This is a genomic window from Bacillus salipaludis (genome assembly GCF_030938565.1).
Classification (GTDB): domain Bacteria; phylum Bacillota; class Bacilli; order Bacillales; family Cytobacillaceae; genus Neobacillus; species Neobacillus salipaludis_A.
In genome coordinates, this window is sequence record NZ_JAVGVR010000001.1 from 2,466,599 (window position 1) to 2,488,058 (window position 21,460).

A 21,460-nucleotide genomic window follows, 5' to 3' on the forward strand; every position below is an offset into this window, starting at 1 on the left:
GATTTAAATGATCTTACGGAGAGAAGCTAAACTAGTTTTAGCTTTTTTTTTAGATACTAGTCTTAACCTTTTTTATATCACTAATAATCTATCATAAATTAATTCTATGTACTTGTATAAATTTTTAATATTTTTTTTATTCCTAATATTATATTAAAGTTATATTAAAGATGATAAATCATGAAAGGAGATTTAAAAATGGAGACAGATGTTTTAGTAGTCGGTGGCGGGAATGCTGCTCTTGCTGCTGCACTTTCAGCTCGCGATCATGGGGTAAAGGTGTTGATAATTGAAAGGGCTCCTAAATTTTATCGCGGCGGAAATAGCAGGCTCACCCGGGATTATAGGGTGATGAATACACGTGAGAATAAGTATATGACTGGGATGTATCATGAGGAAGAATTCCTGGAGGATTTACGGCGTGTTGCTGGGGGGGAAATAAATGAACCTATTGCAAGATTAGTGGTGCGTAAATCCGAGGAACTTCCGGACTGGCTTAGCAAACAGGGGATTCAATGGCAGCCGGCACTATCTGGGACCCTTCATTTAGGAAGAACGAATATCTTCCAGCTTGGCGGCGGTAGGGCTGTCATCAATTCCTACTATCAAACGGCTAAAGCAAAAGGGGTAGAAGTCTGGTACGATTCAATGCTTGAAGATATAGAAATGAGTGGCACTAAGTTCAAAGCTGCTAAAGTTCGCAGGAAAAATGGGATCGAGACGATCAAAGCAAAAGCGATCATATTTGCTTCTGGCGGTTTTGAAGCCAATATAGAATGGCACAAACGTTACTGGGGAGACGCTGCTGAGAATTTCATTATCCGTGGTACCCCATATAATCAGGGGAATGTTCTAGAGATGCTGCTAAATAAAGGTGCAGCCAAGATAGGAGAACCCGATGCGTTTCACGCCGTCGCGGTTGATGGCAGGGCGCCAAAGTTTGACGGAGGAATTGTTACCCGGCTTGACAGTGTTCCATTTGGGATTGTAGTAAATAAGAATGGTGAGCGCTTCTACGACGAAGGAGAAGACTTCTGGCCAAAACGCTATGCCATTTGGGGAGGACTGATTGCCCGGCAGCCAGATCAAGTTGCTTACTCGATCATTGACAGTAAGACACTTGGAAAATTCATGCCTTCGGTATTCGAACCAGTATCTGCAGGAACAATCGAGGAATTGGCGCAAAAACTGGGCCTAAACCCTATAGCAGTTGCTAAGACGGTTAAAGACTTTAACAAGTCCATTCGTCCGGGAACTTTTAATCCAGGTGAATTAGACGACTGTAAAACAGAAGGATTAACTCCGGTGAAAAGCCATTGGGCGGTTCAGATCGATAAGCCTCCGTTTTATGCTTATCCACTGAAGACTGGAATTACATTTACATACCTTTCAGTTGCAGTAAACGAGCAGGCGAGGATCAAGTGGAAGAATGGAAGCCTTTGTGACAATATGTTTGCGGCAGGAGAAATGGCAGCAGGTAATGTACTGCGCCGTGGGTATTTGGCTGGTTTTGGACTCACGATGGGCGCAGTATTAGGAAGAATTGCAGGGGAGGAAGCAGCAAATGGAATCAAAAGAGCTACTAGATGATGGAAAACGACAAATGAGATTATGTAACTCTTGTCGCTACTGTGAGGGATACTGTGCCGTATGGCAATCGATTGAGTGGCGCCGGGATTTTACAGATAATGATATGACTTATTTGGCCAATTTGTGCCATGATTGCCGAGACTGCTACCATGCATGTCCATTTACAACACCACATGAATTTGGCATTAATCCGCCAAAACTATTTGCGCAATTGCGTGAAGAAACCTATCGAAAGTATGCAAGCCCGAGAATATTTGCCAAGGTACTCGGAGAAAAACGCAGCGGCTTTTGGATTACATTTTTCTTTGGAATCATATTAATGTTCACTTTAATTTTGGGAACCAACGGGACTTCTGGGCTTTTAGAAGCGCATGTAGGAACAGGAGCATTTTATAAGTCTATTTCAGAAGCTGACATGATTATTGTTTTCTTGGCCTTAGGAGTTTGGATGGTTGGCGGCTGGTTGAACGGAATGAGCAGATTCTGGAAGGACATTAAGTCGGCTAAGTCTGAAAAAATCCTTGGAAAAGATATTGTGACTGGTACAAAGTATGCGCTAAGCCTTCGTTATTTAGGAGGAGAAGGTGCAGGCTGCAATTATCCAACAGAGGAGCCTTCTACAATCCGCCGCAAGTTTCACCATTTTGTATCTTATGGTTTTATGCTTGACCTTGCTTCAACAACATTAGGGGCTTTTTATGCTCATATATTACACATTCCTGCGCCATATCCTGTGTACCATCCAGTAGTCATTCTGGGAACCCTAGGTGGCCTTGGAATTATTATTGGAACGATTGGACTGTTGGTGCTTAAAGCAAAAAGCGATCCTGAAGTCGGCGAGGAAAAAGCGGCAAAGTCAGGAACTTCATTTATCGTTTCATTACTAGTTGTGGCAGTGACAGGGATGATCTTGTTGCTGGCTCGTGAAACGGCCGCAATGGGAATTTTGTTGGCAATGCATTTAGGAAGTGTTGCAGCTCTATTTTTCACAGCTCCGTATACTAAATTTGCACACTTTGTATATCGTTATTTAGCACTTATCCGTTATGCACAAGAAGAGCGCATTGCACATCATCCTGTTCAAGAAGAAGTGAAAGCTGGATAACAGCCTGTTAAGACAGGTACAGCAGTTGTAGGCAAACATTGATTACAGTATAATACAAGCAAAATATTTCAAAAAAACAAAGCAATGCCAGGAATAGGTAATCCTATATGTAAAGTAGAATTTATAAATAAAAGGGCTTTAGGTGAATTAAAATAACCGAAAGCCCTTTTATTATGATCTAATTTTTAACGGATTGCCAAATAATAAAAAATTAAATATTTCTCTCTTCAAAGATGGTTTGGAGAATGACCCAATCCTTTTCATTCATTGAAACATTTAACCTCCTTATCTATAAAAACAAAATTTCAATATTCAACCAACAAATCAACAAATGTTTTTTTGAACATTATGCTGATATTATTAGCAACGTAAAACAAGATTGACCCTTTGCGATTTTTTCATTCTATTATAAAAAGTTTTTATGGTGGTTAAATAAGCAATCAATATTTCTGGTATTCATTAAGAGCTGGAGTTTCTTAAGGATATTTGGAAATCGCGACAACACAGTCAAATTGATGGTTTGGACGGTGGAACATCCACAACCAGCAAATTAGCCATTGTTGGCCCTTCATCACATCCTTATACACATATTGTTTATCCTTTCAGCAAAGTCAGCCTCGACAGGCAAGTGGTTGACTATAATGTTAGGTTAATGGAAAGTTAGGCATATCATATGACTTGCCTCTATCTTTTAGGTTTTAGGCAAAGAGTACGCCAAAATGCTTGATAGTTTTCTAATATTTAATGTTCTTTCCTTATTTACAGGCCTAAATAGAAGTGAAGCTTCTTTTCTTTTTTGGTCATTACATCAAGTGCTTCATCACTCAATGGTTAGTAATTAGTGAGGTTATGCCATGTAGGGGTAAACCATTTTTTAAGAATCCAATCATAAAAATTTTCTATTAACTCATAAAATAATTGATATTTTTTAAATAGAAAAACTATTATATGGTTCTATTAGAGATTTATCTTAAGAAAGGAGCTTCCAACATTGAGATCCCATAAAGCAGTACCGGATTCATCCAGAACAACACCCAGGAAGTGTAAAGAATGTGATCTTAATGTTAACGGATGTTTCAAAACCTGTTCTAGTTTAAGTTTCGGAAAGAAATAATAATAAAATTTAAAATAACTAACAAATGTACAAGAATTAAGTTTTATAAAAATTGGAGGGATGTAAATGTGGATTTTAACTGTTTATTCAAATGAAAATAATATAAGTATGTATGAGTTTAACTCGGAGAAGGAAGCAAGAGAAGCTTTAAAGAATTGCAAAGGGTGCAAAATTCTTTCAGAGGTTGTTTACTATAATGATCATTCCACATTAGTAATGATCTAATTTTTTTAACCTGATTTTGTCAGGGTATGATTAAGGCTGTAGTTTAAAGGCTAAAGAGAAGTTTACCCTTAATTTTATATCAAATCGTTATAAAAATGGTGTTATTAATAATATAAAGGTTTCTAGCATTTTAAAAGTAAGGTTTAGATTTTACACTTTATCACGTATACTAAAACTACTGGATTTGACAAGGGTATAAGTGAATAAAATAGAAAATACTAGTGATAATCTCTTTAACATACCTGTTTGAAGTGGATTTGGTGGGGATAATTCTGTTTATAATAATTCTTATATAGCACCCTCGGTCTTCAAAACCGCATGAGATTTGCGTGCCGGGTCTGGTGGGTTTGATTCCCACGCAGCCCTGGCAATTTTGAAACTAATAGTAAATGTTAACTCGCATGATGAATTTTTACTCGAGCGGTTTTTTCCTTTTAATATGTTGAACAAACATTTCGATAGTGACTAGGCACGAGTTCATAAGTCAAATTGATAAATTACTGAACAATTTCAAAAACTGTCCCCTGGTTAAAATCAGTCACTTTCATAGAGCCATATACCCCTAAATATAGTCTGGTTTGATCCAGATTCGTTCCCAAACTAACGTAATAAGCGGATTGAGGCCCAAAATTATAATCGGTTTCAATAACACTGAAATCATTTAGTTTACCATCTGTTCTTACCCTGGTATAGGCTAAAACTCCTCTAACCGGAGGTCGAGATTCATCATGTCTCGCAAGATCGGTAAATACAACGCTTCCCGTTAACGTGGGGATTCCATTCCCCATATAGGTTTGCACTCCTGTAAGCGAAGTTCCTCCAAACTTATCGGGCCTTTGATCTTTATGATAATAATTAGTTAAAGGCGGAAGACGCCTCGCTGAAGTGTTAACTGCTTCATCAAAATAAGCAATAGTTTTCTCATCCAAAGCCGGATTTGCTGAGCAGCCCCTTATAATTGAAGTAGGAAAAGCACCTTCCCACCCTCGCCAGCCAAAGTTAATAAATCCTTCTTGGTCAGATTCGGTGTTTCTTAAAGAAGCTTGAACAAGCTGAGTAACTGGTATTGGTTTATAATGAACGAATGAAAAAATGGATTCTACCAAATCCTGTCCGACATTTCCCACATTTTTGATATATTGGTAATAAAACCTTTGAAATGAAATGCCTGTTATATTGCGAACCCCTTTGGCAATAACCGTAAGTGTTTCCTGAATAGGAACGGGAAGTTCATTAAAACGTGTGACTACAGGCGGATTCTCGATAAAAGTATTCTTAACTACGTCAATTTCAATAATTTTTCCGGCTATTTCCAAATTATCTTGGCTTACATTAAACGGATCATAGCCTGAACCGCCATCTCCGGTTGTTAAAACAAGTTTTCCTGTTTCAGGTGAAAAATTTAAGCTATTGACACCATTATGATTCATAAAGGGTCTTCTTAAGTTAAGCAATGTTCGTCGTTTTTGAGGCTGGCCATTCGATTGTAAAATCCATTCTTCCACTGTATCAATATGATCATATTGAGTTTCTCGATTTATCCATTTTTGGTTTAATGTTTTGGGATCACACGGGTCAGGACTAAAATGTTCAGAAAGAGCACCTGGACCTTGTGTTCCTGCTACTGAATAATGAAGATAAAATAAACGGTTATTATAAAATTGGGGATGAAACGCCAGCCCCAGCAATCCCCGTTCATCATAACCACCACCAGAACCTCCTAGTTTTATGATTCGCGGGCGAATATCTAAAAAAGTCCGTATAACTCCATTGTCTATGTAAAAGATCTCACCTACTTGGGTTGCAATAAATAATTTCTCAATCGAGTCACTGGGAAGTATAGTTGATCTCAAAACAGTGGGTAAATTAATCTTACTAACAACGGGCCGTAAACGAACCTTAACTTTTATCACCTAACTTCCCACTCCTTCAATTGTTTTTTTTATAAAAATATGAGCAGAACTGTTCTATTAGTACCAATTTAGGCTGGGACTGAAAAGGCATAATACCTGCTTAACCGCACGGGAGTTTTTACCAGTGTGTTTTTTCATTTAAAGATAAATTCCCTCATTGGTATGTAGAACTTTTATGTGGAACAAGATTTTTCGGGTGGTGCCAGGCACTGTTATTATGTGGGTTCCTTCATTATTTTTTAATTCATACTTTACAGATAGGGATTATGAGTTTATAATACAATTAATCTAATAAAAGAATTAATCAGACCGAATTTAAAGTTGTTGTACTCAAGAAGAGTTTTATGTAAAACTGAAGGAGTGTTTATGATGAGAAAAAACGATGATAAAAAGCGAAATAAACTTATCAATAAACTAATTTTTTTAAATGTATATAACAAAGAAGATCAACAGCTTTATAAGCTGCCACTATCGAAATTAGAATATGAATATAGGAAATTTAAATTACAAAACCATCCGCATGGTGAGTTTGGCTCAATTCAATGGGTTTAAAAATAGATTAGCTTGCAAAATGGCACAGGTAATTGCATTAGACTGTATGGTGTTTCCGCACCTGCAGTCTTTTTTTTATACATGCAAGGCTAGAAAATTAGAAACTGAGTTTACTAAGTTTAAATGACAGAATAACGTGGAATACTAAATTATCATAATCTAAAAAATTGTTAACATATTTAGACAAAAAGGAAAGAAGAATATATACTTATTATCAGGAAAAAGCATGAAAAGAGGAGAAATAATGGATATAAAACGTCAGAATGTCGATTTTGGTAATTCGATCTTTCAAACCCTTGTGGATGGTTATTACTTTGAGATTCCTACTAATGTAGTAGAAATAACGAAGGAAAAGGCAGACGGTCACTACCCGACTACTTTTAATGATCCCCAATCCCTTCTTCAAAATATGCTCATTTCAACCACGATAGATGGTGTAGAGAAATATTATCTGGTAGGCGATTCAGCGGAAAAACAGGTGTTAGGAAATATTCACATCAACAAGCTTCATGATAAAACAGAATCTGAGATTCCTTACGTAATTTTCCTTGCGTCAGTTGCCTATTACAATGTATTAAAAGGAAAAGACAAAGAAGATACTAGAGTAAACATTAATTATTTTTCAACCATGCTTCCAATTTGGTTACTTAAGAAAACGAACAAGTTCAGTGATATGCAAAATAAAATGGCAAGCCGATTTAAAGGGGAGCATCAGGTAGCGATTCTAACTCCAGGGTTAGAAAGAGTTGTAACCATTCACGTTGAAACAAGCAAATGCCGGATTGAAAGCGAAGTTGCTCGTTGGGCCATTAAAAAAGATTTTGATTTACAGGATCGTGAGGAAGCAAATTCATTTAAAAACTATGAAACTCTAATTGTGGATCTAGGAGGAGGGACCGTTGATCTTGCCTTGCTCCAAGCAGGTCTTCAATCTCCTAAAAGCAGGGATTCTTTGAACTGTTTCGCTGATATTTCATACTTAAAACACATCGAAAAACTGAGAAATGAAAAGTTACTAGAGTACTTTGAGGATGTTCGCTCGCTAGAAGAATTCATTATAAAAACAATAGAGAAAACAAAAATGGAGCAACGCGATGGAAATAGCGGGAAAAAAGTGGATCTTACAGAACAAATCCATGAGTCATTGAGGGAGTACACGCAAATATTATTAACGAAAATTGAAAACACCTTTCCATCCCCTAAAGATAAGGTCTATAAATATGTTTATATAGGTGGAATAGCTGGAATCCTTAAACAATTCATCGAAGAATCAATTGATAAAAGGTATGGGGTCGAAATAAGAGAACAAAATCATCTATTCCTACCTGATTCAAGAAAACTAAATTTATATGGTTTAGAAATTTTAAGCAGGCATGAAACCAACGTAGTTTTCGCCTAAGAAGGGGAGAAGAACGTATGAGCAACAAAGAGCATCTTCATGGTGATAAGACTGGATTCGGATTGTACAATATGGATTCGTCACTGGGTGCACAGATGTTTGCACCATTTTACGCTCTATCAAACTTTTTTTTAACGGCTGCTAATCTCCAAACGGATGTGTTCAGATTAATGAATATAGAATCAGGAAGTAAAAACGAACCTGCAGAGTTGACTTTAAAAACATCGAAAATTTCTCCAAAGGTATATTCATTTCTTGAGCAAAAATCACAGGCAAATGAATTGGAGGATTATATAACAAAGCTTGTTGAGCAGGATATGAAGAAAATTGAAAAAGCAGAGACAATAGATACTCTTCGTGAAGAGTTTTTAGGGAGGATCAACTCACTTAAACAAGAATTTGCCTCCCGTCTCGATGTTGATCATATCGGGGTGGGGTCCGTTCAAACAAACGAATTACGGGATTTTGTAACGAAACTAGGTGAGCAAAAATTAGATAAGGATCAATTCCAAACGCTGTTAAAATCTCTTCGCAGCGAGTTATTAAGTGAGATTCACTTACTTAAAAATGAACTTAGTTTTCGTTCTGTCGATCCTGCTAACCCAAATACCACAAGGCCCACTTTGGAACAGGCTAAAGTAGAGAACGATTTGAAAGAAGGCCAATTGGTCGAAAGTGATCAGGTTACAGGGACTATTGAAGAAGTAATAGATATGGATTTTTAAAAAATGAAGTAGCAGAGAGATGTTCTGCTACTTTTTCGTTATTTTAAAAAGATTTCTTTCACAAATTCAAATAACAATTATGAAATTAACTCATGTAGTTAGGTAAATGAAAATAGAAAATATTTAGAAATATAGAAAAAATTCTTGTGAAAAAAATGAAGTCTTGCTAGAATAATAAAAGTATCAGGAACAGGATTAAATTTTTTTAATTCATCCGGGACATTTTATGTCCTGATGGGACTTAATTTGTCCCTTTGAAATATTCATCTAGTTCTAAGTTCATTTACAATTTATTTTCAAGGAGGAATTTTTTTTGGGGACAAACGTATTAAACTTATCATCTTACAAGTTTTATAGTAACGGAGAATGGAAAGAAAGCCTTTCAGGCGAAACCATTAACATCATGTCACCTTACCTTTCGGAAGTAATTGGAAAAGTGCAAGCAATCACAAAAGAAGAGGTGGATGAAGCGATTTATTCGGCCTATGAAGCGCAAAAATTATGGGCAGAGTTCTCTCTTCAACAACGTGCAAGCTACTTATATAAATGGGCAGATGAATTAGTAAGCAGGCAAGAAGAAATCGCTGAAATGATTATGAAAGAAGTAGGCAAAAGCTTTAAAGATGCCAAAAGTGAAGTTACCCGCACAGCGGAATTTATCCGTTACACCATTGAAGAAGCCCTGCATATGCATGGCGAAAGCATGAGGGGCGAAAGTTTTCCAGGTGGCTCTAAAAATAAAATTGCCATTGTTGATCGCGTGCCATTAGGGGTAGTATTAGCGATTTCTCCCTTTAACTACCCGGTAAACCTAGCTGCAGCAAAAATAGCACCGGCCTTAATGGCAGGAAACGCTGTTATTTTTAAACCAGCGACACAAGGTGCTATCAGCGGTACAAAAATGATTGAAGCCCTTGACGAAACAGGGTTACCAAAAGGTCTTGTCAACCTTGTTACAGGCAAAGGTTCTGTGATAGGTGATTATTTAGTCGAACATAAGGGAATTAATATGATTTCATTTACGGGCGGGACCCAGACAGGCGTTAGATTAGCCAAAAAATCAGCCATGGTTCCTCTTGTCCTTGAGCTTGGTGGAAAAGATCCCGGCATCGTCTGTGAAGATGCCGATTTGAAAGAAGCAGCTAAACAAATCATCAGCGGCGCGTTCTCTTATTCCGGTCAACGCTGTACAGCAATTAAACGTGTGCTTGTAAATGAAAACGTAGCCGATGAGCTTGTGGGATTATTAAAAGAAGAAGTGGAAAGATTGACTGTGGGTTCTCCGGAAGATGGCTGTACCATTGTTCCTTTAATTGATATGAAATCCGCCGATTTTATTCAAATTTTGATTGCTGATGCACTTGGTCATGGGGCTGAGGTTGTAATTGGAAACAAAAGGGAACGTAATTTGATTCATCCAACTCTACTTGATTATGTTAAAGGCGAAATGCGTGTGGCATGGGAGGAACCGTTTGGACCTGTACTACCAATCATTCGCGTTTCATCTGATGAAGAGGCAATTAAACTTGCAAATGAATCTGAATATGGCCTCCAGGCAAGTATTTTTACAAAAGATGTGAACAAAGCGTTTGCGATTGCGAATAAAATGGAAGCCGGATCCGTCCAAATTAATGGTCGTACCGAGCGCGGCCCAGATCATTTTCCGTTTATCGGTATAAAAGGATCGGGAATAGGAGTTCAAGGAATTCGTAAGAGTATCGAATCGATGACACGGGAGAAAGTAACCGTTTTAAACCTTACAGAGTAGCCAATTTTTCATATACCTTACATATTTATTAAAGGAGTTAGATTTAACGATGGTAGAAAAACAATTTAAAATAATAGAAGAATCAGGAATTCATGCAAGACCGGCGACACTATTAGTTCAAACTGCAAGTAAATTTGATTCTGGAATTAATATGGAATACAAAGGAAAAAGTGTAAACTTAAAATCGATTATGGGTGTAATGTCTTTAGGCATAGGTCAAGGGGCAGAAATCAGCATTTCTGCAGAAGGCAGTGATGAGGAAGAGGCATTAAGAAGCCTCGAAGAAATCTTAACAAAGAAAGGTTTGGCTGAATAATGAGCTTCTTACATGGAATTGCTGCCTCAAATGGGATTGCCATTGCCAAGGCCTATCGTCACGTTGACCAAGATTTATCTTTTGAAAAGAAAACGATTGATCATACTGATGCAGAAGTAGAACGTTTCAATGCCGCAGTAAAGAAAGCAAATTCAGAGCTTGAAGCCATTCGCGACAGAGCCAAAGTGGACCTTGGTGCAGATAAAGCAGCCATTTTTGAAGCGCATCTTCTTGTTTTGAATGATCCTGAATTAACGGGTCCGATTATAGATAAGATTTATACTGAGAAAGTAAATGCAGAGTCTGCCCTAAGCGAAACGGCAGATATGTTCATTATGATGTTTGAACAAATGGATAATGAATATATGAGAGAACGTGCTGCAGATATTCGTGACGTGACAAAACGTGTTCTCTCGCATTTACTAGGTGTTCAAATGATGAATCCAGGAATGATTTGTGAAGAAGTTATCATGGTGGCAGAAGATTTAACGCCATCTGATACAGCACAATTAAATCGACAATTTGTAAAAGGATTTACGACGAACATCGGGGGTCGTACATCGCATTCAGCGATTATGGCCCGTTCAATGGAAATCCCTGCTGTTGTTGGTACAAAAACAGCTACAGAGGAAATCAACCATGGCGATCTAGTGGTTGTGGATGGCTTAAAGGGGGAGGTTCACATTAACCCAACAACTGAAGTGGTTGAGCAATTTCGTAAAATGGCTGAAAAATATGAAATTCAAAAAGCGGAATGGGCAAAACTTGTCAACGAAAAAACAGTTTCTGCCGATGGCCACCACGTTGAATTAGCGGCTAACATTGGTACACCGAATGACTTAACAGGGGTTATGACAAATGGTGGGGAAGGTGTAGGACTTTATCGGACTGAATTCCTATATATGGGCAGAGATCAACTTCCAACAGAAGAAGAACAGTTCGAAGCGTATAAGGCTGTATTAGAAGGAATGAATGGAAAGCCAGTAGTCGTTCGGACACTTGATATCGGGGGGGATAAAGAACTTCCATATTTAGACTTACCCAAAGAAATGAATCCATTTTTAGGATTCCGTGCCATTCGTCTATGCCTGGAAGAACAAGATATTTTTCGCACTCAGCTTCGAGCCCTGCTGCGAGCAAGCATTTATGGAAACTTAAAGATCATGTTCCCGATGATTGCAACACTCGATGAATTCCGTTCTGCTAAAGCTATCTTGGAAGAAGAAAAGCAAAAGCTTGTTTCTGAAGGATTACAAATAGCCCAAAAGATTGAACTTGGTATTATGGTTGAAATTCCTTCAACTGCCATCTTAGCAGATCAATTCGCAAAAGAAGTGGATTTCTTCAGTATAGGAACGAATGATTTAATTCAATATACAATGGCAGCAGATCGGATGAACCAAAGGGTTGCCTATCTTTATCAACCGTATAGTCCATCGATTTTACGATTAGTAAAAATGGTGATTGATGCAGCACATGCTGAAGGTAAATGGGCTGGAATGTGTGGAGAAATGGCAGGAGATGAAACGGCAATTCCAATACTTCTTGGCCTTGGCCTTGACGAATTTTCAATGAGTGCCACTTCTATTTTAAAAGCCCGTTCACTCATATGTAACTTGAAAAAATCGGACATGGAAAAGCTTGCAGAAGAAGTTTTAACTATGCAAACTACCTCCCAGGTTATTGAAGCGGTAAAATATACAACAAAATAAATACTTTTTTTTAGGGGGTGGTTTTCTTGAAATCAAATGAAGAAACCCTTAGAGATTTAAAAGAGGAATTGCTTCGGATCGGTTCAACGAACCAAAGGGATTATGATTTGTTGAAGAAAAAAGGCCTGGTTTTAAGTACAACCATTTGCCGAAGATTAAAATTAAGCTGGCCAATGGTTGTTGAGAAAACAGGGGTTGTATCTTCAAAAAGGTAATAAAGATATACTTTTTACATTGAGTCGTTTTTTAATATTAAAAATATTGTTTAGCCTCCTTACTAAAGTGGAAATTCAATTAGTTAAGGAGGTTTTTTTGGTTTAATGCTTTTCTTTTAGTTCTATAAATGATTTCTAAACACATTTTTGTTAACTGTGATTTTATTAAACTATCACGTTGACTGTATGGTTTTGATTGTGATATAGTTAACATAACAAAAAAGGGGTGAGTAAGTTGGGAAGTTGTATCGAATTGGTGAATTAGCACGTATAATGGGTATTTCTAAAAGAACCATTGATTATTACACCCAAATAGGCTTACTGAACCCTGTGAGAACGGATTCGAATTACCGATTGTATGGAGAAGATTGTATTAAAATTTTGGAAATGGTTGAACATTATAAAACTCTTAATATGCCACTTGAGGAAATTAAATCTTCTATTAAAATGCTAAATTCCGATAATGGGATTGATAAAGTGAAAGTAGAAAAACATTGTGAACAAATTGCTATCCTTATGGGACATCTTAAAGAGGAAATAAAGGTGATTGAGCCTATTCTTCAAAAATTAAACCAAACTGAAAAAGAAATGCTTGTAAATAAGCTTTCTTCACAGGGGGTTATACTGGCTCAAACATTGTTATTATTATTTGATTAAACGTTTTAGAATACTAGGAGGTGTATTCCTAACTTACTAGTAAGTTAGGAGATTATTGATAATTATTAATTTAATGATCATTGCAATTTTAATTGCATTTACGGCATTTTTCGTATCCTATGAATTTGCCATTGTGAAAGTCCGCAGTACACGAATTGATCAGCTTGTTGGCGAAGGAAACAAGAATGCAATTGCGGCCAAAAGAATTGTTTCGAATCTTGATGAATATTTATCCGCATGTCAGTTGGGGATTACCGTTACCGCATTAGGATTAGGTTGGTTAGGTGAACCTACAGTGGATCATATTCTACATCCTTTATTAGTAAACCTTAATTTGCCAGAATCCGTTTCAAGTATTGCATCGATTGTTATCGCATTTGCTGTAGTCACATTTATTCACGTCGTAGTAGGGGAACTTGCCCCTAAAACATTTGCGATACAAAAAGCAGAAACGGTTACATTACTTTTTGCGAGACCAATGATGCTTTTTTATAAAATTATGTATCCCTTTATAAAAGCATTAAATGGCTCAGCCCGTTTGATTACAGGTATCTTTGGATTGAAACCTGCTTCCGAACACGAAGCTGCTCACTCTGAGGAAGAGCTCCAAATCATTATTTCAGAAAGCTATAAAAGCGGGGAAATTAATCAGTCTGAATATAAATATGTGAACAATATTTTTGAATTTGATGATCGTATTGCAAAAGAAATAATGGTTCCCCGTACTGAAATTGTGGCGTTTGATAAATCACAATCATTAGAAGAGTGTCTTAAAATTGTTACAGAGGAAAATTATACGAGATACCCAGTCATTGATGGAGAAAAGGATAACATCGTCGGAATGTTGAACATTAAAGAAGTCATGACTGAATTTATTAAAGGAAAGGGTTTAGGAACTACTGTTGAACATTATGTTCGTCCGGTCATCCAAGTAATTGAATCAATTCCAATCCACGATTTATTAGTTAAAATGCAAAAAGAACGTGTTCATATGGCAATTCTTTTAGACGAATATGGTGGTACCGCTGGTTTAGTGACAGTTGAGGATATTCTCGAAGAGATTGTTGGTGAGATACGGGATGAATTTGATGCAGACGAAGTACCGGAAATTAATAAAATTAATGAACATAAAACGATTGTAGATGGTAAAGTCCTTATTGAAGAAATAAATGATTTATTTGGTTTAGATATAGACGATGAGGATATTGATACCATTGGCGGATGGATTTTATCCCAAAAGATGGACGTGACTGCAGGCGAAATTATTTGTCATGGTCATCACGAATTTAAAGTCCTTGAAGTGGATGGTTACCATATCAAATCATTAGAAATAGTAAAGTCAGTAAAACAGGAAGTCCTTGTTTAATGCAGAATCCCTCTTATTTTAGAGGGATTTTTTTTGATTTAAATATGTAAGATTAATTACATGGAAAAAGGACATCGTTGAACTTTAACCCAGTTGATTGGAGCGGAAGGCACGAAGACTCCTGCGGGAGTACGGGGCAGGGGAGACCCGCAGGAGCGTAAGCGACGAGGAGGCTCCCCGGAACGCCCGCGAACCGCTTGTGCCTGAAGCGGAAATCACCAGATAAATTTAACACATCAAAATAAAAAGAATTTATCTTAAAACTCGAATGTTAGTACAACTCCCTTAATATAGTTAAAATGAATAGCCATCTATTGTGTCTAATCGGTACAAGTTTTCTAGTTTTTTTATAGATGGTTCCACACCGTTCACCCAATTCCAACTAAGTATTGTAATCTAAAATGCCGAAAAGCATAAAGGCAGTTACTCAACCATCTTTTAATGCCTTGCACTTTTCTATTGATAAGGAGGAACTCTATGCTACATATAGTGGCCTGTATTAAGCAAGTACCTGACACGAAAATTATTAAAATGAATCCAAAAACCAACACCATGGACCGCAGGACGGCACCTGCCATCTTAAATCCTTACGACTCCCATGCGGTCGAAGAGGCCGTCCGACTAAAAGAGCGGTATGGTGGAACGGTATCTGTCCTAACGATGGGTCCGCCGCCAGCGGTGAAGGCGATTAAAAAATGTATTGAAATAGGGGCTGATGAAGGGTATTTGATCACGGACCGAAGATTTGCCGGAGCGGATACGTTAGCAACCAGTTATGCTCTTACGAAAGCCTTAGAAAAAATCTCAAAAACCAATCCTGTGGATCTCGTCATCTGTGGGAAAATGACCATTGACGGAGATACCGGTCAAGTCGGCCCTGGAATTGCGAGGAGGCTCGATATTCCGCCGCTTACGTCGGTGAACAAAGTAGTGGAAATTAATAAAGACGAGGGGTATGCTATTGTCCATCGCAAATTGGAGGACGGTTTTGAAGTTATAAAATCCACTTTACCTTGTTTATTTTCTGTTGAAAAAACCATCAATGAAGTTCCCTATTCTTCTTTTCCGAACATGTTAAAAGCAGCGAAATACGAGCCGATTATCTGGTCTGTTGATGACTTGGAGGGTGTGGATATTAAACAGCTTGGGTTGAAAGGATCTCCCACCATTGTTTCGAAAGTATGGGCACCGCCGCCGCCAGCAGGGGGAACGATGATTGAAGGCAATCCATTAGAACAAGTGGACCAATTGCTTTCCGTCATTCTTGAAAAGAAAGAATTGTTTACGGTCAAGGAGGGATAATGGATGGATTTTAAAGATTATTCAGGTGTTTGGGTATTTATCGAAGAAAAAGACGGGGAAATTGCTCCAGTTTCTCTTGAGCTATTAGGGGCAGGGAGGAAATTGGCCGATAAACGTGGATGTGAGCTGGCGGGCGTTTTAATCGGGGAAAATATTAAATCTTTAACTAAAACGATTTTTGAATATGGAGCGGATTCTGCCTATGTCTACGATCAGCCGATTTTTAAACATTACCGAACAGAATCTTTTATGAAGGCGCTTCTAGATTGTTCCAATAAATATAAACCTGAAATTATCCTTTACGGTGCAACCTCAACCGGAAAAGACCTAGCCAGTGCGGTCGCTACCGACTTGCCAACCGGATTAACAGCAGATACGACCGAGTTGGATGTGGAAGAGGAAACCGGTTTACTTTTAGCCAGCCGCCCAGCCTTTGGGGGAAATATTATGGCGACGATTCTTTGTAAAAAATATCGCCCGCAAATGGCAACGGTCCGTGCCAAGGTCATGAAGGCGCTGACTCCGCAATCAGGCAGATCTGGCAAGATTATTGAAGAAACCATTTCCTTACAAGAAGAAGATATTCGGACAAAAGTATTAGAAATTGTGAAGGAAACCACAAAAAAGGTCCGAATCGACGAGGCAGATATTATCGTTGCCGGAGGAAAAGGGTTGGGGAGTGCAGAAGGGTTTCAGTTAGTTCACCATTTAGCCGATACGCTTGGCGGAGCTGTCGGTGCCAGCCGGGATGTAGTGGAAGCGGGGTGGATCGCTCATCCTCACCAAGTTGGGCAGACCGGGGTAACGGTCACGCCAAAGATTTATTTTGCAATAGGAATCTCTGGAGCGATTCAACATGTCGTTGGGATGAAAAACTCCGGTTTGATCATTGCCATAAATAAAGATCCGGAAGCGCCTATTTTCCAATCTTGTCACTATGGAATTGTCGGTGATGCCTTTCAGATTGTACCAGTATTAATAGAACAGTTTAAGAAAGCATTATCAAGAGAGGAGGTAGAGAGCTATGCCGGAGAAGTTTGATTGTATAGTCGTCGGGGCAGGGCCTGCAGGGATCTCCTGTGCCCATGATTTAGCAAAAGGCGGCGCAAACGTTTTGCTTATTGAAAGAGGAGAGTACCCAGGTTCCAAAAATGTCATGGGGGGTGTCCTCTATCGAAAAATGATGGAGGATATTATCCCGGAGTTCTATAAGGAGGCTCCGATAGAACGTCCGATCGTTGAGCAGCGATTTATGATGATGGATAAGGAGTCTGCTGTCACCTTTAGTTATAAAGGTTTGGAGTGGGCCAAGGAACCCTACAATAACTTTACCGTATTACGAGCAAATTTTGATCAGTGGTTTGCCGAGAAGGCGGTCGAACAAGGTGCAATTTTAGTATGCGAAACCGTCGTATTAGAATGTATTGTTGAAAATGGAAAGGTAATAGGTGTCCGAACAGATCGTCCAGACGGAGATATTTATGCAGATGTCGTCGTTTTAGCAGACGGGGTGAACTCACTTTTGGCCCAAAAGCTTGGGTTTCACAAAGAGCTAAAACCAGAAGAAACGGCCTTGGCCACGATGGAAATTTTGAAGCTTGATAAGAAAATCATTGAAGACCGTTTCAACCTTGAAGAAAATCAGGGTTGCACGATTGAATTATTTGGAGATGCCACAAAAGGAATTCTCGGCACAGGGTTTTTGTATACCAATAAAGATACATTAAGCATTGGTGTCGGGACACTTCTATCAGGGATGATTAAACATAAAATAAAACCATATGACTTACTTGAATATGTAAAAAACCATCCGATGATCCGCCCGTATATTCAAGGCAGTGAGCCAGCAGAGTATTTAGCTCACCTGATTCCAGAAGGCGGATTTAATTCGATGGGGAAAATTGTCGGGAACGGCGTCATCGTCATCGGGGATGCTTCCCAGTTGGTCAATGCAATTCATCGGGAAGGTTCGAATTTGGCGATGACTTCTGGCAGACTGGCTGCGGAAACGGTTCTTTTAGCAATGCAATCGGAAAATTTTTCTGAAAGTATGCTCAGCCACTATAAAGAAAAATTATTTGCAGGATTTGTCGGCCAAGATATGAAAAAATATAAAGATTCAACCCATCATTTTAATAAATTCCCGCAATATTTTGAAGAGTATATTCCAATGATCAATAAAGCTGCAAGTCAAATGTTTACCGTTGATGGATCGTCCAAATGGGAGAAACAAAAGAAAGTCATAAGAGGTATAGGATCTGCGAAAGAGAAGATGAAACTTGCCCGCGATGTTTATAAAGCCTGGAAGGTGATGAAATAATGAGTGAACAGAAAAAATTTCAGTCTATCGAAGAAAAGCAATATCTTGTTCGCTTTAATGCCGATACCAAATCACATCTCCATGTAAAAGATAATGATATTTGTTTAACGAAATGCCCCGATAAAATCTGTACCATTTTTTGCCCGGCTGAGGTATATAAATGGGAAGATATCCGCATGCATGTTGGGTATGAAGGCTGTCATGAATGTGGCAGCTGTCGGATTGGCTGTCCGCATCAGAATATTAAATGGGAGTATCCGAAGGGCGGCCACGGGATAGTTTTCAGGTTAGGATAACACTAGATTTATATTTATGGGGCTATCTATTTAGATAGTCCTTTCCTTTGTTGAAGGATGAATAATTTGATTGGGTAATACATTTTTTGCTATCACCTGTTTCAAAAAAGGAACAGCTAAACCATTCAAGAAGTTATTTTAAATAGACAAATGGAGGGATACAATGAATAAGAATTATGACGTGATCATCACAGGAGCGAGGTGTGCAGGAGCAGCTTTGGCTATCCAGCTTGCTGAAGCAGGTTTTCAGGTACTGCTTGTGGATCGTACAACCTTTCCAAGTGATACCTTGTCAACCAATACATTCTTTAATAACACGACAGTGATTCTTAGGGAGATGGGGGTATTGGAGCAACTATTAGAAACAAATGTCACACCTGTCCGGAGAATTAAATTTCAGTTCGAGGACACCGTGATTGAAGGTCCAATACCTGTGGTTGATGACGAGGATACTGCTTATTGTATTCGAAGAACCCATCTGGATCATATCTTGCTTAACCAAGCAAAATCCTATAAAAATATTAAAGTAATCGAAGGGTTTCGAGTTACAGATGTAATCTATGATGAAAATACAGTAGCAGGTGTAAAAGGGGAAGATAGGTCTAAAAAGGTACAAGAGTACCGAGCTCGTTTGGTGGTTGGTGCGGACGGAAGAAACTCTAAGATTCGAAAACTAGTAAAGAGTCAACTGAAAATCAGCAGTCCTTCCAAAATTGCCATTTATTTCGGATATTTCTCAGGGATTCATCATGATTCTGTTCCTAAATTTGAGGTATATAAGAAAAAGGATAAAATGGCGATTTTTTTTCCTACAAACGATGATTTATATGTAGTGGTTGCTAATTTTCCTGTAGAAAATAAGACCTTGGTTGATAACTTTAAAGAAGATTCAGAAAGTAGTTTTCGTCAATTTATCGATAATTATTTTCTAAACACAACATTAAGTTATCGTCTAAAGGATTCAAAATTGACAGAACCAATTAAAGGATTGATTGGCTATGATAATTATTGGTACCAGGGAATGGGTGCTGGTTGGGCATTGGTTGGAGATGCCATTTGTTTTAAGGATCCGGCAATGGCTCAAGGAATCCATGATGCAATCCGTGGGGCTCAAATCTTAGCAGATATCTTAATTAAAAATAATAATTGGCAAACAAATGAATGGGAACCATTAGCTGAAAAGTATCAAAAATCAATGGAAAAAGAATTTATTGTTCGTTTTTATATGGGCTGTGAGCTTTCTAAGAATGAAATTATCACAGAACAACAAGATGCTATCAATAAAATCATTAGTACCCATCCATCTGCCATCGAGAAATTTCTAGGAATCTATAATTATGCCAATGAACCTGCGGATTTTGAAAAAGAACTCCAAAGGATTATAGGAACTTTCTCTTGAATTTACAGTATATAATTTTTCCAAGCAACTTCTCTTTTAATGTTTTAAATGGACAATTGTAATGGAAAATAGCCTTTTAAATAAAGGAAATAATGTACCTAAAATAATGGCAGGGATATCGATGACAGACCATAAGATGTGATATAACTTGATATCTCTGCTTTTTCCGATGGTTGCCTGCCGTAAGCCGCTGTCAAAAATCCAAAACGCCCTGATCACTGTGTAAAATGAGTAAATTCCCAATAAAGCAATTTCCCACCATGTTAATTGAATAAATAGTGTGTTCATTTTCTCCATCTCCTTGACAAGTGAAGGTGTTTGTTTAAATTATAATCCACCTTTGTTTGTTTTTGTGATTTTTGCCAAAAAGTACATATATTGTTCAATAAGTTATGTCAACAAACAAAATAGGCTATTTGTATTTTATTTTACAGTTTTTATAAAAACTCTGTTAAACTTGGTTGTTGATTTCCGCTCCAATCAACGTTTTTCAAATCAACATTGTCCTTTAATACAACCTTTACAAAAATAGTGTAGAAGGAGGTCATGTTTAGTAATTTTTATCCATTCACTTTTTTCGTTTCCTTATATAGTATTAAGAAATAAATAGATTGGTCTCTTGAGTGGTGATTTTTACAAAAGGGAGGAGAATATTTTGAATACAGATCAAGCTTATGCCCTCTTAATGGATGCAGGCGTCAAAGAAGAAACGAGTATTGTTACGATTAGACGATGGCTGCGCGAAAGAAAGATTTATTTCGAAGGAAAAGGAAACCGAAATAATGAATACATAATTGATAATATGGAACAAGCATTATTCATGTTAAAGGATGCTGGAGTAGCTGAAAGTGACAGTGCACAAATTGTCGGACGCTGGCTGAGTGAAGGGAAAATTAAAAACGTGAGGAATAGGAAGAAGAACACAGTTACTGATCCCAGTAGGGCTGAGACCAATCCATTTTTAAATAATCCTCAAGATCAATTGAAGATTATCCAGCAATTAAAAGAAAAGATTAATGCTCAAAATGAACATATTAAAGGAATGGAGCAACTCCACAAAACTTCCATATATACCTTAAAACAGCAAAGAGATAAATTAAATAGAGAAGTTGCTATCCTCGAGAGTGAAAAAAGTGAAATACAGAACGAAAGCATGAATTTACTAAGAGAAAACAGGGATTTACGCAATGAAATTTTAAAATTAAAACAAGATCCTTCTTATAGAACAAAAAGAATCCCTGAGAGTAAACCAAGTACTTCACAACCTAAAACGCATCATTTTCGCCAAAAATTAGGTCTTTCCAAAACAGCAACCGAAAAAGAGATTGTAACAAGCTATAAAAAACTATTAAAAATAACCCATCCAGACCATGGCGGAAATGCCGCAGCCTTTCATTATATTAAAACTGACTATGATCATTTTAGAAATAGTAACAGGGATTAAGGAATTTAATTAACGTAACTTATTTTTCGAATGAATAGAATA

The 21,460-nt window shown here is 37.7% G+C and carries 21 protein-coding genes; 19 read left to right on the top strand and 2 right to left on the bottom strand.

Annotation, left to right across the window (positions count from 1 at the left end; genetic code table 11):
- Positions 1-198: 198 nt before the first annotated feature.
- The 4 genes from tcuA to RCG21_RS12175 all read left to right on the top strand — a co-directional run bounded on the left by tcuA (position 199) and on the right by RCG21_RS12175 (position 4,034).
- Positions 199-1,590 carry an FAD-dependent tricarballylate dehydrogenase TcuA gene (tcuA, locus tag RCG21_RS12160; protein ID WP_133332337.1) on the top strand — a complete coding sequence of 464 codons (1,392 nt, stop codon included), beginning with the start codon at positions 199-201 and terminating at the stop codon, positions 1,588-1,590.
- A complete protein-coding gene (gene tcuB / locus RCG21_RS12165; protein WP_133332336.1) occupies positions 1,565-2,695 on the top strand; it encodes a tricarballylate utilization 4Fe-4S protein TcuB in 1,131 nt (376 codons plus the stop codon). The genes tcuA and tcuB overlap by 26 nt, the downstream gene beginning before the upstream one ends.
- 484 nt (positions 2,696-3,179) lie before the next feature.
- Entirely contained in the window at positions 3,180-3,359 is a 180-nt protein-coding gene (locus RCG21_RS12170; protein ID WP_268884011.1) for a PrpF domain-containing protein, read from the top strand.
- 516 nt (positions 3,360-3,875) lie between these two features.
- On the top strand, positions 3,876-4,034 hold the full coding sequence (locus RCG21_RS12175) for a hypothetical protein (RefSeq protein ID WP_165976136.1): 159 nt from the start codon (positions 3,876-3,878) through the stop codon (positions 4,032-4,034).
- A 497-nt stretch (positions 4,035-4,531) separates the two neighbouring features.
- Here RCG21_RS12175 and RCG21_RS12180 read toward each other — a convergent pair whose 3' ends face one another.
- Complete coding sequence (locus tag RCG21_RS12180; RefSeq protein WP_133332335.1) at positions 4,532-5,947, bottom strand: PQQ-dependent sugar dehydrogenase; 1,416 nt, start codon at positions 5,945-5,947, stop codon at positions 4,532-4,534.
- 369 nt (positions 5,948-6,316) lie between these two features.
- Between RCG21_RS12180 and RCG21_RS12185 the strand changes: the two genes are divergently transcribed.
- The 14 genes from RCG21_RS12185 to RCG21_RS12250 all read left to right on the top strand — a co-directional run bounded on the left by RCG21_RS12185 (position 6,317) and on the right by RCG21_RS12250 (position 19,974).
- Positions 6,317-6,499 (top strand): Fur-regulated basic protein FbpA, encoded by a 183-nt coding sequence (locus RCG21_RS12185; RefSeq protein ID WP_133332334.1) that lies wholly within the window; start codon positions 6,317-6,319, stop codon positions 6,497-6,499.
- Between the two features lie 244 nt (positions 6,500-6,743).
- Positions 6,744-7,898, top strand: a complete 1,155-nt coding sequence (locus tag RCG21_RS12190; RefSeq protein WP_133332333.1) for a ParM/StbA family protein — start codon at positions 6,744-6,746, stop codon at positions 7,896-7,898.
- Positions 7,899-7,915: 17 nt separating this feature from the next.
- A complete protein-coding gene (locus RCG21_RS12195) occupies positions 7,916-8,623 on the top strand; it encodes a hypothetical protein (protein ID WP_235824674.1) in 708 nt (235 codons plus the stop codon).
- Between the two features lie 313 nt (positions 8,624-8,936).
- On the top strand, positions 8,937-10,391 hold the full coding sequence (locus tag RCG21_RS12200; protein ID WP_133332332.1) for an NADP-dependent glyceraldehyde-3-phosphate dehydrogenase: 1,455 nt from the start codon (positions 8,937-8,939) through the stop codon (positions 10,389-10,391).
- 49 nt (positions 10,392-10,440) lie between these two features.
- Positions 10,441-10,707 carry a phosphocarrier protein HPr gene (locus RCG21_RS12205; RefSeq protein WP_133332331.1) on the top strand — a complete coding sequence of 89 codons (267 nt, stop codon included), beginning with the start codon at positions 10,441-10,443 and terminating at the stop codon, positions 10,705-10,707.
- Positions 10,707-12,419, top strand: coding sequence for a phosphoenolpyruvate--protein phosphotransferase (gene ptsP / locus RCG21_RS12210; protein ID WP_133332330.1), 1,713 nt, complete (start codon positions 10,707-10,709; stop codon positions 12,417-12,419). Before RCG21_RS12205 ends, ptsP begins: the two co-directional genes overlap by 1 nt.
- 26 nt (positions 12,420-12,445) lie before the next feature.
- A complete protein-coding gene (locus RCG21_RS12215; protein ID WP_133332329.1) occupies positions 12,446-12,634 on the top strand; it encodes a hypothetical protein in 189 nt (62 codons plus the stop codon).
- A gap of 243 nt (positions 12,635-12,877) precedes the next feature.
- Positions 12,878-13,291, top strand: coding sequence for a MerR family transcriptional regulator (locus RCG21_RS12220; RefSeq protein WP_133332328.1), 414 nt, complete (start codon positions 12,878-12,880; stop codon positions 13,289-13,291).
- A 55-nt stretch (positions 13,292-13,346) separates the two neighbouring features.
- Entirely contained in the window at positions 13,347-14,657 is a 1,311-nt protein-coding gene (locus RCG21_RS12225) for a hemolysin family protein (protein ID WP_165976135.1), read from the top strand.
- Positions 14,658-15,134: 477 nt separating this feature from the next.
- Entirely contained in the window at positions 15,135-15,959 is an 825-nt protein-coding gene (locus RCG21_RS12230; RefSeq protein ID WP_133332327.1) for an electron transfer flavoprotein subunit beta/FixA family protein, read from the top strand.
- A gap of 3 nt (positions 15,960-15,962) precedes the next feature.
- A complete protein-coding gene (locus RCG21_RS12235; RefSeq protein WP_133332326.1) occupies positions 15,963-17,000 on the top strand; it encodes an electron transfer flavoprotein subunit alpha/FixB family protein in 1,038 nt (345 codons plus the stop codon).
- A complete protein-coding gene (locus tag RCG21_RS12240; RefSeq protein WP_133332325.1) occupies positions 16,984-18,279 on the top strand; it encodes an FAD-dependent oxidoreductase in 1,296 nt (431 codons plus the stop codon). The genes RCG21_RS12235 and RCG21_RS12240 overlap by 17 nt, the downstream gene beginning before the upstream one ends.
- Positions 18,279-18,575 carry a ferredoxin family protein gene (locus tag RCG21_RS12245; protein WP_208025302.1) on the top strand — a complete coding sequence of 99 codons (297 nt, stop codon included), beginning with the start codon at positions 18,279-18,281 and terminating at the stop codon, positions 18,573-18,575. Before RCG21_RS12240 ends, RCG21_RS12245 begins: the two co-directional genes overlap by 1 nt.
- A gap of 163 nt (positions 18,576-18,738) precedes the next feature.
- Complete coding sequence (locus RCG21_RS12250; RefSeq protein ID WP_133332323.1) at positions 18,739-19,974, top strand: NAD(P)/FAD-dependent oxidoreductase; 1,236 nt, start codon at positions 18,739-18,741, stop codon at positions 19,972-19,974.
- Positions 19,975-20,010: 36 nt separating this feature from the next.
- Here the strand turns inward: RCG21_RS12250 and RCG21_RS12255 are convergent, their stop codons facing one another.
- Positions 20,011-20,262, bottom strand: a complete 252-nt coding sequence (locus RCG21_RS12255; protein ID WP_133332322.1) for a hypothetical protein — start codon at positions 20,260-20,262, stop codon at positions 20,011-20,013.
- Between the two features lie 367 nt (positions 20,263-20,629).
- On the opposite strand from RCG21_RS12255, the gene RCG21_RS12260 reads away from it, so the two are divergent.
- Positions 20,630-21,418 (top strand): hypothetical protein, encoded by a 789-nt coding sequence (locus tag RCG21_RS12260; protein ID WP_133332321.1) that lies wholly within the window; start codon positions 20,630-20,632, stop codon positions 21,416-21,418.
- The last annotated feature ends 42 nt before the right edge of the window (positions 21,419-21,460 follow it).

Bases quoted from the DNA above. Each gene is read 5' to 3' on its own strand.
- RCG21_RS12175 (WP_165976136.1), top strand. From the start codon at position 3,876: ATGTGGATTTTAACTGTTTATTCAAATGAAAATAATATAAGTATGTAT.
- tcuA (WP_133332337.1), top strand. From the start codon at position 199: ATGGAGACAGATGTTTTAGTAGTCGGTGGCGGGAATGCTGCTCTTGCT.
- RCG21_RS12245 (WP_208025302.1), top strand. From the start codon at position 18,279: ATGAGTGAACAGAAAAAATTTCAGTCTATCGAAGAAAAGCAATATCTT.
- tcuB (WP_133332336.1), top strand. From the start codon at position 1,565: ATGGAATCAAAAGAGCTACTAGATGATGGAAAACGACAAATGAGATTA.
- RCG21_RS12240 (WP_133332325.1), top strand. From the start codon at position 16,984: ATGCCGGAGAAGTTTGATTGTATAGTCGTCGGGGCAGGGCCTGCAGGG.
- RCG21_RS12205 (WP_133332331.1), top strand. From the start codon at position 10,441: ATGGTAGAAAAACAATTTAAAATAATAGAAGAATCAGGAATTCATGCA.
- ptsP (WP_133332330.1), top strand. From the start codon at position 10,707: ATGAGCTTCTTACATGGAATTGCTGCCTCAAATGGGATTGCCATTGCC.
- RCG21_RS12250 (WP_133332323.1), top strand. From the start codon at position 18,739: ATGAATAAGAATTATGACGTGATCATCACAGGAGCGAGGTGTGCAGGA.
- RCG21_RS12185 (WP_133332334.1), top strand. From the start codon at position 6,317: ATGAGAAAAAACGATGATAAAAAGCGAAATAAACTTATCAATAAACTA.
- RCG21_RS12255 (WP_133332322.1), bottom strand. From the start codon at position 20,262: ATGAACACACTATTTATTCAATTAACATGGTGGGAAATTGCTTTATTG.
- RCG21_RS12195 (WP_235824674.1), top strand. From the start codon at position 7,916: ATGAGCAACAAAGAGCATCTTCATGGTGATAAGACTGGATTCGGATTG.
- RCG21_RS12190 (WP_133332333.1), top strand. From the start codon at position 6,744: ATGGATATAAAACGTCAGAATGTCGATTTTGGTAATTCGATCTTTCAA.
- RCG21_RS12235 (WP_133332326.1), top strand. From the start codon at position 15,963: ATGGATTTTAAAGATTATTCAGGTGTTTGGGTATTTATCGAAGAAAAA.
- RCG21_RS12230 (WP_133332327.1), top strand. From the start codon at position 15,135: ATGCTACATATAGTGGCCTGTATTAAGCAAGTACCTGACACGAAAATT.